Source organism: Halalkalibacter flavus (assembly GCF_036663575.1).
GTDB classification, from domain to species: Bacteria; Bacillota; Bacilli; order Bacillales; family Bacillaceae_D; genus Halalkalibacter; species Halalkalibacter flavus.
Genome location: NZ_JAWRVK010000069.1, coordinates 1 through 13,513, shown reverse-complemented (window position 1 = coordinate 13,513; position 13,513 = coordinate 1). Strand labels below are relative to the sequence as shown.

The 13,513-nt window shown below is 32.9% G+C and carries 11 protein-coding genes; 5 read left to right on the top strand and 6 right to left on the bottom strand.

Features of this window, described 5'->3' with window-relative positions; all coding sequences use genetic code 11:
- Positions 1-125: 125 nt before the first annotated feature.
- From SAY88_RS23515 to SAY88_RS23490, 6 genes are all read right to left on the bottom strand, one after another.
- Positions 126-1,313: a KamA family radical SAM protein gene (locus SAY88_RS23515; protein WP_332634781.1), complete on the bottom strand. Its 1,188-nt coding sequence runs from the start codon at positions 1,311-1,313 to the stop codon at positions 126-128.
- 247 nt (positions 1,314-1,560) lie between these two features.
- Positions 1,561-2,667 (bottom strand): YheC/YheD family endospore coat-associated protein, encoded by a 1,107-nt coding sequence (locus tag SAY88_RS23510; RefSeq protein ID WP_332634779.1) that lies wholly within the window; start codon positions 2,665-2,667, stop codon positions 1,561-1,563.
- Positions 2,668-3,510: 843 nt separating this feature from the next.
- Positions 3,511-4,548 (bottom strand): hypothetical protein, encoded by a 1,038-nt coding sequence (locus SAY88_RS23505; protein WP_332634777.1) that lies wholly within the window; start codon positions 4,546-4,548, stop codon positions 3,511-3,513.
- Positions 4,549-4,863: 315 nt separating this feature from the next.
- The gene (locus SAY88_RS23500; RefSeq protein WP_332634775.1) at positions 4,864-5,181 is read right to left on the bottom strand and encodes a hypothetical protein; all 318 of its coding nucleotides are present in this window, start codon (positions 5,179-5,181) and stop codon (positions 4,864-4,866) included.
- 14 nt (positions 5,182-5,195) lie between these two features.
- Positions 5,196-5,753, bottom strand: coding sequence for a hypothetical protein (locus tag SAY88_RS23495; protein ID WP_332634773.1), 558 nt, complete (start codon positions 5,751-5,753; stop codon positions 5,196-5,198).
- 67 nt (positions 5,754-5,820) lie between these two features.
- Positions 5,821-6,495, bottom strand: coding sequence for a BMQ_0737 family morphogenetic spore coat protein (locus tag SAY88_RS23490; protein ID WP_332634772.1), 675 nt, complete (start codon positions 6,493-6,495; stop codon positions 5,821-5,823).
- A 255-nt stretch (positions 6,496-6,750) separates the two neighbouring features.
- Between SAY88_RS23490 and SAY88_RS23485 the strand changes: the two genes are divergently transcribed.
- The 5 genes from SAY88_RS23485 to SAY88_RS23470 all read left to right on the top strand — a co-directional run bounded on the left by SAY88_RS23485 (position 6,751) and on the right by SAY88_RS23470 (position 13,324).
- Positions 6,751-7,746 carry a hypothetical protein gene (locus SAY88_RS23485; protein WP_332634771.1) on the top strand — a complete coding sequence of 332 codons (996 nt, stop codon included), beginning with the start codon at positions 6,751-6,753 and terminating at the stop codon, positions 7,744-7,746.
- A gap of 83 nt (positions 7,747-7,829) precedes the next feature.
- Positions 7,830-8,273, top strand: coding sequence for a M67 family metallopeptidase (locus SAY88_RS26110; RefSeq protein ID WP_431308912.1), 444 nt, complete (start codon positions 7,830-7,832; stop codon positions 8,271-8,273).
- A gap of 419 nt (positions 8,274-8,692) precedes the next feature.
- Positions 8,693-9,451 (top strand): YheC/YheD family protein, encoded by a 759-nt coding sequence (locus SAY88_RS23480; RefSeq protein ID WP_332634770.1) that lies wholly within the window; start codon positions 8,693-8,695, stop codon positions 9,449-9,451.
- Between the two features lie 313 nt (positions 9,452-9,764).
- Positions 9,765-10,919 (top strand): YheC/YheD family endospore coat-associated protein, encoded by a 1,155-nt coding sequence (locus SAY88_RS23475; protein ID WP_332634768.1) that lies wholly within the window; start codon positions 9,765-9,767, stop codon positions 10,917-10,919.
- A gap of 905 nt (positions 10,920-11,824) precedes the next feature.
- Positions 11,825-13,324: a Kelch repeat-containing protein gene (locus tag SAY88_RS23470; RefSeq protein WP_332634767.1), complete on the top strand. Its 1,500-nt coding sequence runs from the start codon at positions 11,825-11,827 to the stop codon at positions 13,322-13,324.
- The last annotated feature ends 189 nt before the right edge of the window (positions 13,325-13,513 follow it).

Here is a 13,513-nt window from a genome sequence, read left to right as displayed (position 1 = left end):
CTTAAATCTTAGAGAATGAAATAAAGTCAAAATAGAAACCCCACTTTAAAAAAGTGGGGTTTCTCGACAATCTGAGAAGATGATGTCTGTACTGTACAGACATCATCTTCTTTTTGATCGATCAGTCACTCTTTATTTTTAAGGTTATCCGTGTTTTTCTTTCTTTGGGGAGTATCGGGAAGTTCGTTTACCGATATGACATCATTGGTCTTTTTGACCGGCTTTTTCCAATGCTGTTCGTTGTTCGGCAAATCATCAAACCAAGCAGCATCTGGAGGACAATCGAGTACCATAAACTTACCATAGTCCTCATCCCTAGATTGATGGTATTTAAGATAGGCCTTACCCTTATCAATAGCCAGTATCTCAATTTTCCCTGAAGTGTGGCTCATCACAAGTTTTACACGTTTTCCTAAGCCGGAAGTTTTTGCTTTTGCTTTTTCAACAATTTTATAAACTCGCTCAAGTGAGAGGACAAATGAATCGTTGCCTGCGACAGGTCTATTTATAAAAAAGTAGTATGGTGTTACCCCTGCCCAAGATAATTTATCCAGCAATTCACTAAGAATAGCGGAATCATCGTTTATTCCTCTTAACACAGGTGTTTGGTTTACTACGATTACACCGGCATCATGTAGTGCCTTGAAGCATTTTTTGGCCTCTTCAGTAATTTCTCTAGGGTGGTTAATATGCGCCATTAAATATATACGGTTTTCTTCTGTAGAATACTCCCTTAGCAATTCTAGCAGCTCTTTGTCTTCATATATTCTCATAGGGTTAAAAACAGGCATTTTTGAACCGAGTCGTATGATTTTGACATGCGGTATAGATCTCAGTCTTTCAATAATTAAACGAAGTTTTTTGGTAGCTAAGGTCAAAGGATCTCCTCCCGTTAACAATACGTTGTTAATTTCGGGGTGGTTCTCAATGTAGTCGAGACCGTCACTTACATCCATCATAGCCTCCTTTACATCGGTACGGAATAAACGCTTTCGGAAGCAGTATCTACAATAAGCTCCACAGACCTCGGATACTAGCAATAACGCCGTTGTACTATACTTATGCTGGCACCCTTTCACTACATAATTTGTATCTTCATCAGAAGCATCCCAGCGACCGTATTCTTGAAGTTCGTCTGTAGAAGGGATAACCAATCGCTTCAGTGGGTCATTTGGATCTGACCAATCAATGAGATTTAAATAATAGTCATTTACACGAAAAACATATTTTTCAGTTATTTTTTTTAAATTCATTTTTTCTTCTTCAGATAAATAGGTAATCTTCTCTATGTTGGTTATATATTTTGGTTTCATAACATTTCAATCCTTCCTTGTACATGGTTAAAAAAAGAAAATTCAGTGCATCGAAGTATATAATTTTAAAAACGATGCATTATGAATCATAATCTAAGACTAAGAGGGATTGACTTTAGCCATGGTAATATAACATAACTATAAATAAATGTGATAATTAAACTAGGCTGCTAGATTATTCCTCTCAACTAAATACTCAAAGTCAGTGAAGCGAATAAAAAATTTAGACGGTTACTCTCGAAAGTTATCAATTATTCTGATATATGAATTTTCCATATTCCAATGGGTTTAAAAAGGCTTTTTTAACAGTTTCTTCATCGTATGCTTTGTGTAAAGAAACTTTTGCCGATTTCGCATTACACTCAATAAACCAAAGACCTCCTTGATCATCCATACCAAAATCAATACCAATTTCACCAAAAGAACCAAAGTTTGCCTCTACGTTTTCATACACTTTTTTGAGGAAACTGTCTACATTATTCCTTTTTCGAATGATTTCATCAACACTATAGTTGAAAAATTTGTCGAAGAATTCTCCAAAAGAATATGCTTTTGAATGAATGGTAATTGGGGAATTTTGCATTCCGAAACGAACAGAAACACCTACAACTTCCAAATCACCACTTTTATTCCTTTGGACCTCTGCACGAAAGTCAACTAGTCTATTATTTATGGACATTAGAGGAATTGCTTGCTGAATAATAAATTGTTTACCTTTAAAGAAGGTACGCAAGAATTTGTATACATCGTCAAGACTCTGTACATGTTTAACTACTAATTGATTAATAAAATATTTGAGTTCAAAGCTCCCATCTTTGTTCTTTTTTAATCGAATGATTTTTCTTCCTCTGCTTCCATTAATCCCTTTAATATATATTTTTTCTTTGTTCTTCATAAAAGATCTTAAATCAATAAGGTCTTTACAACGTTTTGTCTGAGGAAGGTGGGGTTGTAATTCAGGAACCTTTTTGAGGACTTCATAGGTTCTCCATTTATTAAAATGACCTTGTGAGTTTACCTTTTTAATACCTAACTTTGAGAATTTTCTTCTTATTGACTTCACTTTTCTTCTCTGTGATTTTAGAAAGCCTCCAGATCTATCATAAAGAATATCAGGAAGAGGAAACTTCTTCTTCTTCCAAATGCCCTCATACTCATTAAAATACGTACCTCTTATAGTAGAATTTTTTAAATTTACATCAAGGGCTGAAAAAAAATATAATGTAGTACCTGCTTTTATACTTTCGTTTGCTAACATTTCTAAACGAAAGTAAGATGTTAAATTATAGTTTTGATTATTTAATTTTCGGATGACTCCGTTGTTTATAAATACTCCAATAATTGGTCTTTTCATAATGTTTCTAAATACCTCCTGATACTAAAATAGCTTCACTTACTCCAATTTTTTTTATCTTGAAGGTGATAAATCTCGGATTATGCGCAACTCCTCTCAGTTTCTCTAATTTGGTTATCAGTCTCATCAATGCCCAGATTGGAAAATCGAGGGGGCAATTTGAATTCCGTATTCGGTGCTTACCTCATTTATGATATGCTGTAACCGTATGATGTGTCCGCCCTCATCGACACTAATCCAAGACGCCGCAAGCATAGCTCACCTATAAGGAAATGAATATCAATGTAGAAGGTGTTTCTATTTGACATAGGTGTTGATAAAAAACGATATCGTCGCTGTCCTTCTTGTTAATCCTGTATACCGACGGCCCTTTAATATACAACTACCATAGATAGTCCTTAGTTCCATACATACTACGAGCAAAACTAGAGGATTGTATACATATTTACCCAATAAAAGGAAAAAACTATATTGCTCGTAGTTTGGTTCGCTGTCGGTAGATCGATCGTGGCATCATTATGATGGTGCCTAAATAAGGCATGCGATTTTAAACACCCTCTACATAGGTGTTTTTATATGAAACATTAACTCGTATCATAAAGGAGGATGAAACATTATGATTAAAAGACCTGTAAAATATATGTCTAGAAATGAAAGGGAAACACGGGTACAACAAAAGTACCTTAATCCAATGTACAGCCCCAGATAGTAAGCAGGGGAGCTGCTGCTAACGTGGAACATCGTAACTGATCAAAGATGAATGAAAAATGGGTTCGGCGGTCCATATGTTGTCAGTCCCAAAACCCACTCATAGAAAACTTAAACCAGTAAGTTACGTTATCTTTAAGTGGTTAAATTTGAATCGTCTTTTTTTGAGATCGATTCTTCTCGATGAATATTGTCTTGCAACTCTTCAATTTCATGAGATAATTCCGCTAATTTGTTCTCTAGTTCACTAATGAGTATAACCTTTGAGTCTAGCTGTTCCTCGTAATCAAAGGATTGTTCGAGAAGCCCTTTAAATTGATGTTCTAATTGTTTCAGAATGTCCAATTCATTTATTTCAATATTATTATTTACCAAGGAAGGACCATTAGGAAGGAACGAATGTGTATCCTGATTTGATTCATTAAACTTCATAATTATCTCGCTTAAATGATCTTGTGAAGTTTTCATCTCTTGTTTTAGCTGTTCATGTTCTTTTTGCAAAGAGAAATAATTTTCACAATTTTTTTGTAAAGTAGCTGCTTTTTCTTGTAACTCTTGATTGAGTTTTTGATTCTTGGTTAGATCTTCCTCGAGTTGAGCAGTTTTTGATAGTAAATTTCGGTTTTTTTGATTTAACTCGGTAATGGTATCTTCATCTACTTGATGTTTTTGTAAAGCCTCTTCTAATTTTGATTTAGATTGTTCAACTTGTAGTTTGATGTCTTTTTCAACGGAAGCAAATTCCTTCAATTCTGAAATTTCATTCTTTAGATTTTTTATTTCTGCGTGTAAATCATTATTATCCTTCTCAAGGTTTAGTTTAGCTTGATTAGAATCATGAAGTTCATGTTCCAGCTTGTTAATTTTTTCATTGAGCTTTGTTTGTTGAAGATTGTCTGAATCACGATTGTTTTTAAACGTTTGAATAGAGGCTTCAAGCTCAGATATCTTAGTTTGGGAAGTTTGTTTTTCTTTGGCTAAATGTTCGATCTTTAATTTTAAATCTTTTTCGATCGCATTTCTTTCCTCTTTTAGTTTTTTAATTTCTTGTTGCTTTTGCGAAAGAGTAGAGTTGAACGTTTTTTCTTGTTCCGAATACGCCTCAATTTGAGTTCTCAAACCTTCAATTGTCTTCTCATAATCTTCATTGATTGTTTTTAATTCGTCGGACATGATATCGTTCTCTTCGATTAATTGAAGATTTTCTTCTTTCAGTTGCTTTAACTGAGAATAGTGATAGTTATTTTCATAATCCTTGACTTTCGCTTGATACTTAGCGAGTTCTGATTTAAAATAAATGATTTTTTGTTGAAGTTGGATCGTATCGGTTACCTTAATATTGTTTGAGTACAAAGTAGAAACCTCCCGTACCATTTTTATATTTTGTTACACACCTTTACTGGAATGTACAATATTAATATGATAAAAGGATGTAAGGGTTACGTGTCTAATTGTCCTTATTTTCATAGTTTGGTTTTAGAAGGTAAATTAAGTTTCCTCTTTTAAATAACTAAGAATTTCTTCAAATTCTTCTTTGTTATTAGCGATAATTGAGTTTAACTCTTCAAATATCTCTTTAGGAAAAGGAGCACTTTCGTGGCTACTTGCTGTTCCATGACTTTGTTGATTGTCCAAATTCACCAACAAATAGATGAGCAGCATATTTAAAGTATTGCTCTCTAAATAAATGAAACTGTTATTTTTATTTTTTTTATTCCCTTTTAACTGTTCAAGGTGCTCCTTCATAAAATATTGGGTTAATTGTTTAAACAACAGTTCTTGCTCATGATTTTCATTGGTTTCCATTAAATCACCTCAATTTACTTTAATGTCCCATTCACGTAAATTTGATTAACTGCAGGAATTCCTTCCTTGAATTCTTGACAATAGGTAAAACCCATAATACTACCTGAGTATGACTCTTTTGGCAGCCATTTTATTTGGAAGTTTGGAAACGAAATGATCTGATCAGGTTCAAGCGTTTGTTTACCAATTGGTCTTAGCCAATATTCATCCTTATCCGTTTGTTCATTTATTCGTTCCCAGGCACCAGGTGTATTCAATGAAAGGTTTGTTTTTTTGGTTACATATTTACCAGAAAAGGTAAATGGAGAATCGGGTGAAAGTTTAATACAAATATATGGGTTGCTAAGTAATTTATTCCCTATGTTATGAATATGATAAGTACCAATAATTAAGCTTTCCTGTTCCTTTTCGTACGAAATTCTAAATGAATATGTAAAATAGCTAATCATATTCATTTTCTGCTTTTGTTTCTTTTGAGAAACTAAATCTTTAATTTCTTTTAAATAGAAACTTGTTTCATTGTTTAGTTGTTCAATCTTCTCTTTAAACTCATCATAGTGATTTTTATACATTTTTCTCACCCTTAACTAAAAAAATAATGAGAGGAGTATCTCCTCTCATTAACTCTATGCCTTTTTATTAATCATCATCACCATTATTTGGGAATAGAACTGGACATTGTGGTGGAATAACAGGGTCAGGGCATTCTGGAGCGAATGGAGATGGTAAGGAAACAACATCTCTAGGTTGACAGAATTCTGCCATTAACTCAAGAGTAACTGGGAATGTTGATTGAATGCTTTGACATAAGCGTACCACTACTCCTAAATCGATAGTAGTCTCTTCATCTTCCTCATCCTCAGTGCCCGCACAATTAAACTGTTCTACAAAACAACTTACATCAATGTAATTCACGGTAACTGATGTACCTTCAGGTGCACATAGAACTACCTGTTCACGTCGTGTGAATGGGAAAGTTCCAGCTGAAACCGTTTGACCAGTCGTTGTAGTAACAAAAACGGTAACCTCAAAGCTCTTTTGAATCGTTACTACTTGAAGTTCAACTGGCTGTTCATCACCATTAATGATAAAGCTTTGATCTTCACGGCTTAAAATGACAGCTTCACCTGGTTCAACCGAACATGTAACATTTTCAATGTCCTCACACAATAATTGTTCGCCATTTACCTCAGGCAAATCTACATCATCTAAGCTTAAATTAAAAGTTGCCTCGTTTATGAGCCAGTCATAAACCTTCTCAGTATTTATACATAGGGGCTCTGGTTGGCCGCCTTTAAGATTTTTGGCTTGCATGTCGCAAACACCTCCAAATAAAATTAATTTCTTTTCACTTGTAGCATATGATGATAAATAAAGATGGTTACATGTTTAGAAAATTTTTTAAAAACCTTGATGGTAGCCCAATATTGGGACAGTTGAAAAGGGAATCATCCATAATAAGATCTCTCTTGTCTTTAATTGGCTAGAATTTCGTTGACGATTAACCTTATATATCTGTCACGTATTACTGGTGAAAAAACTAATATATTTGGAGAAGGGTGATGAATAATGGAACAGAATAAATTCAAGGGAACTTCAGATATTGAGACATTAAAGAAAAAACTGTTTGTTTATAAACAGACTTTAGAATCTATAAAATCGGAGAATGTAGTGGAAGATTACCTTTTGACAAAAAATGAGTGTATAGAAATAAAAAAACAAGTTTCTACATTAGAAGGAGAAATACAAGAAATGAAAGAAAATCAAGATTTGCAAAAAAGTGGGTATAACAAAAAAATTAAAAATTTATCAAAACAGGTTGAGTCTTTTAATGATTCGATTCAGCTCTTAAAACAAGATGTGGCTTTTTTAATGAATAAAGTGAACAATCCGAATTTTAATGACCTTATTAATAAAATAGATAAAATGATCGACATTCAGAATACCTCGATTTCTTTAATACAAGAAGGACATATCGAAATGAAAGGACTTAAAGAAGAAATTGCCCAATCAAAAAAGCAAGATAAAAATGAAAAGCAACTACCCGTCTCGGATAGTCCTAATCCAAAACAAAAGCATCAACCATCAGGTTACAAACAATTGCAAAATATGCTCAAACATTCTAATCATATTCAACCCTATTTAGATGAAGAAAAAAGAGCAATTCCTAGGCGGCAAAATTATGCCGAAAAGTTACATCAGCAAGCCGTTCCAATTAAAGGGAGGCAGGTAAAACAAGGTTCAATAAATTCAAATGTACCGACACACTATCAAGATCTTAATAAGATGAATGTTTCAAAGAACAAAGTAAAACAAAAGTTTAACAAACCTTCGTTATCATTCAATGACCAAATAACTAATACACTGGGTTCTAAGTATATGCATAAAACAGAAACACAAAACATTTTTCAAGGGAACTATGCTCAAAATCCATCTAAATTAAATCGCAAAAATATACCGATTGAAACGAAAAAGCTAACAAATAAAGAATTGAAAAAAAATACCACTGAAAACAAGACGGTAAATCCAAAAAGTAACCAGAATGAAAATTCTGAGCACAAGTAAGGGAAAATAAGCATAAAAATACGAATATAGAACCAACTATTGAATAGAGAAATGAACCAATAAATTTTAATTGGAAATAATTCATTACTTTTATTAAAGGGGGGATCCCTATTAAAACTGAAAAAATTATAATTCCTGCCATCTGTTTTGAAGAAATAGTTGAACATGGCAGATCTAACCTACCATATGAAGTATGTGGCTTACTCTCTGGAAATAAAAATAATGTTCAGTCAGTTTGGAAATTAGTAAATGAAATAAAATCTGATAGACGTTATTTTGTTGGAAAGAAGGTTGTTGAAGAGACTTTTAAGCAAATTAATAAGCAAAAGGAGAAAGTTATAGCCATTTATCATTCGCACCCAACGACAAAACCTATCCCTTCGAGTTATGATCTCGTTAATCACATCGATGATGAAATAGTTATGGTTATAATCTCTTATAAATTCAAAAAGCCAAAAATAAAATGCTACCGTATTGAAGCTGGAGCTTATGAAGAATGTATTTATTTAATTGAACCAACATCATAGTCTAAACCTTCTTTTGGTAAAGTGCATAAGATAGATTAAAAAAAGGAGATGTTGTCCTTGAAGAAAAAAAGAACAACAATTAAGCAAAGTAGTATTAAACCTGTAAAAAGATCAACTATTATAGAAGTAACTCCCAAAATTAGGAAAGTATTTAAAAAAGGAGGATGCTGCGGCCGCAGTAGTAGTTGAGGTGAAGAATAAAGATGAACCGTTCTATTTTGAACGGTTTATTTTTACGTATGTAAGGACTCTAGGGTTTCGATAGTTAATTTTCGCCAGTTTAGAGATTACATTCTTGACTCATTCTTACTACAAAGTCATATCTTAATTATCCATCACCCTCAAATGCCCTTCCTTTTTATTTATTTTTGAATAAACTATCCTAACTTCTAAAAAAAGGTAAGAGGGAGGGAGTTAAAATGTCAAGATTAAAAGGCAGAAACAAGTATAAAATGAATTCTGTAATGAGAAAAAATAGACAACTTCAACCTTATTTGCCACATACAGTGAAGTGGAGTAAAACAAACTTTTATAACATGTTACGTATACACAAATCCATTGTTATAAAACCAAATAATGGAAAGAAAGGCCAGGATATTTATTTTATTAAAAGCAAACGAGGGAAATATTTAGTTTATATAAATAAAAAGCGCAAAGTGTTTAAGAGTAGACTTACTGCTTATAAATTTATTAGGAAGGCGACAAGGAAAAGAAGATTTATTATTCAACCAGAAGTAAACCTTACTAGAATTGGCAACAAACGCGTTGATTTTAGAGTAATTGTTCAGCGAAAAACGGTGAAATCCCCATGGGTAGTAACAGGAGTCATCGCTAGAAAAGCAGGGAAGGGGTATAAAGTGACAAATAGACATCGTAACGGTACCGTACTTCCTATACAGCGAGCAATGAAAAGAATGAATCTAGATAAGAACGCGATAAAAGTAAAAGTGAAGAAGATAAAAAGAATTTCCCTACTAGCTGCAAAAACATTAGGACCTTATTTTGCTCGGCAAAGAATCTTTGCTGTAGATATTGGTATGGATAAAAATGGTTCTGTTTATATTTTTGAATTAAATCGCTGGCCTGGGTTGAGGGGGTTCTATAGTCTAAGAAACAAGTCTCAGATTAGAAGGATAAGAGCTTATCTCGCGAGCGAGAAGGGGGAAAACAGTAAATAATGTCCATAAAGTTACACTGGCTTGATCTGCTTTCGACATAAATTTATCGATACAAGCAATTCATTAGATTACTCTTAATGGCCTAAGGGGGAATTTATTGTATCTGTACGCTTGTCTTGAATTGAAGAGACTCTTGCTTAGGATCTCCTTTTTTTATTTTCTAATCGATAGAGTTATGTTTATTAATTTATCACTTTTTCCCCGAAAAGACATTGAATGGGTTAGGGCTGTCACCTTTTTTTGGAACTCTACGTGTCTTTTTTCATAACATGTACTATAAAATAAAAAGGTAGCAACAGAAAGGAGTGGAAATATGAATTTCTTCAGAGCCCTACAATCTCAGAAGGTTAAAATCGGAGTATATATAAGCATAAAAGCTATGGACAATCTATATATAAAACAAGAAACTAAATATTCAATAAGAGAACTTGTGAAAGCAAATAATAGTTTAAACACTACTTTATTTTTCTTTTCACGTAAAGATGTAAACCTCGAACAGCTAACAATAAATGGAGTTTATTTTGATAATCAATCCCATAAATGGATAAGGAAAGAGTATTCCTACCCAGATGTATTATATAGTCGTACACGTGAAATTAATAATAAGGTAAATATGAAACTACGTGAGAGTTTTATAAAAGAAGGAGTTTCCTTTTTAAATTCCCGAAGCGCCTTTGATAAATGGAACGTTCATAAGGAACTATCAAAGGACCCAAAAGTCTCACAACATTTACCTGTTACAAAGTTGTACAACCACCCAAGGGACCTACGAAAAATGTTTGCTTATAATCGTTCAATTTATATAAAACCAAGAATAGGAAGATTAGGAAATAGTATCATTCAAGTTAGAATGGTTCCAAGGCAGGGGTATGAATATAAATACTTTTCAAAAAAGTCAAAACGATTAGTTTTTCGAAAGGTAAAAACTTATAAGAAGTTAACTAGAGTCATTAGAAGAATATTAAGAGGTAAAAGCGCAATAATGCAGTCGGCGATTCATTCTATTAAATATAATAATAGGATGGTAGATATGCGGGCGGAGATACAAAGAACAGGGAATGGTGAGTTAAAAGTAATGGACGTTTTTTCACGAATTGGAGCAAACAACTCCCCTATCACAAACTTGCCATCTGGTGCAGAGTTTTTTCGTTTTGGTCCATTTACTCGATCCTATTTAAATTATTCGGATGAAGAAGCAGACTTATTAAAACGTAGAATAGAAGTTTTCCTAAAAAACATTCATGAAAGTATAGAAAAAGTGTATGGACCTCTGGGTGAAACAGCTATAGATTTTGCTTTAGATTCCAAACAGAAGCTATGGTTTATTGAATGTAATTCTACCTCTACTAAACTAGCTTACTCAGTTGCAAATTCTCCTCAGGAGATAATAAGCAGCTCATTTATTAATCCTTTAGAATACTCTATATATCTTCATAAACAACGTATTGCTACTAGCAATAATCAATGAAAAAAATACTACGAAGTTTAAACCTTAAATTAGAACATTTGTTGTTCATCTAAATATTAGGGTCCAAAGCAAGTCAGGGGTTTTGTAATTGATAAGCATTCTATTAATGTTTAGCCTTGTAGTAGTGATACAAGGCTTTTAATCATGGCTATATTTATGGAACTTTTCAACGACAGAAAATACGTTTGTAAAAATTTATATGTATTGACCAAATTAGTGTAACTCAGTTAGATAGAATGTTGAATAATTAAAGGAAACGATTAAGAGGATAAAAAAAGCGCCTGTTAAGACGCTAAAATTGGAGGTGTTAACTTTTGAAGCTTACCTATTACTATCGTATGTGAGTTCAATTAAACTGCTTAGGTGAAAGGGATGAACTGGTAAAAAAAGGCTTATATAGGAGGTGTCGGAAGTTTTTACTTACTTTTTTGTTACCCATACAGACATATCGTTCATTAAAATAGTCTAGTCAAATTTTAAAGAACTTAACTAAGTTGTGTCCATGAAAATTTACTAGCATCATTCACATAAAGTTTATTTAGCATACAAAGATTATAAGTGTCATTCAATTAAATTTGCTCAAATTACAAAGGATATAATTTATAAATTAGCTATTTTCACTCAGGAGATACAATTTCAAATTAGAGCCTAAAAGTTAAGGCCGACAGCTTAGATGACTATATTAATGATCATCTAAGCTGTCGGCCTTTTAATGAATAGCATTAATTACTTGATGTTTCGATGGCAGAGTTGTTTAAAATTCTTCTAAATAAATAGACACTATTGTTGGGTACCTGTCGTTTCGGTATTTTATGCAAAGAATATGATGGTATCACCGTAAAAATTAGTTAAATTGTTATATATTAATACACTTAAATTATTCTTAGCAAAGAGAGAGGGTTATTATGGCGAAAAAAGCAAAAAGAAGGAAGGTTGTTACGGCGAAAAAAGCAAAAAGAAGGAAGGTTGTTACGGCGAAAAAAGCAAAAAAAAGGAAGATAGTTGCGGCGAAAAAAGCAAAAAAAAGGAAGAGGGTTGCGGCGAAAAAAGCAAAAAAAAGGAAGATAGTTGCGGCGAAAAAAGCAAAAAAAAGGAAGATAGTTGCGGCGAAAAAAGCAAAAAAAAAGAAGATAGTTGCGGCGAAAAAAGCAAAAAAAAGGAAGATAGTTGCGGCGAAAAAAGCAAAAAAAAGAAAGGTAGTTGCAGCGAAAAAAGCCAAAAGAAGGAAGGTTGTCGCGCCAAAAAAGATAACATGGAAAAAGTCTACTAGTATACCGTTAGCTATAGAGGAAACTTTTTTTGGCATGATAGAAAATAAATTAGTATTTTTGTGTGGATTTAATGGTGGAATAGCTAATTCCTTCACGGGCAACGACATGGACACAAAAGTTAAAAAATACATTAGAGGATTCAAAAATGAGGGTTATTACCTAGATTTGAATAATATAACCCATACGTGGGATAGCATACCGAATTTTCCTAGCACAGGGAGACAAGGAGGCAGAACAGTCTGTATCGACAACACCATGTATTGTTATGGCGGCTTCGTCTATACGCCAGTAAAGATTGGTCCATTAACTAATTATAAGAAAAAAAATGCCTTCCGCACGTTACAAGACGGATATGCGTTAAATTATACAGACAATCAATGGATATGGACTGAATTACCAAATTTGCCTGCCAGTATGAGCGGATTCGGGATGACCAAAATAAACAATTATATTTATATATGTTGTGGTGCACATAGAGAGCCACATTATAAGAGTCACAATTTAATGGTCAACAATGAAAACACCGAAATTGGAAGGATATTATATAGACTAGATATTAACAACTTAGATAAGGGATGGCAAGAATATGATACCTTTCCGGGTACTCTAAGGTTTAATCCCGCCATGACGAGTATTGGTGATGATATTTATATTATCGGAGGAATATATCCAAACCAAAGTTGGATTAGCAGGAAAGACATATCTGAACGGTATTATAATATCAACGATAATTGGAAATATAATACGGTGACCAAAAAATGGTCATTAATTAAAACTAATATTTGTAATGGTCTTAGTAATTGGGGACCATGTAATGACGAGATAGTTTATAAAGACCGTTATATTATCCTTATTGGAGGATATTCGTATAGATACTTTATGAATAAGAACAAACTTGTAGAAAATTCGATGTATAATGGCGAGTTTTCAAATAGGATAATTATCTATGATACCGTTACTGATACATGTTATAATGATAACACTTTATTTTGTACAATAAATGCCCCGGATTTTATTGTTCGTGATAACAAAATATATTTGATAGGAGGAGAATCTGTAAAATACACATTTGAAGGAGAATACTTTGGAAAGCATTCAGACGTTTTCGCAATTGGGGAAATAGAAGAGCTATAATATTTAATTTTCGATTTAATCCCATCATTGCCTCGTTAAATAACAAAGTAATAATATTATATAATATAAACAAAACTACCAATTGAAAATCGGCAATATAATTATCGATGATAATATCTGTGACTGCTAAAATAGAGTAACAGATTTCAACAAATAAGAATGAACAGTATTTAGGACAATCTCCCTCTT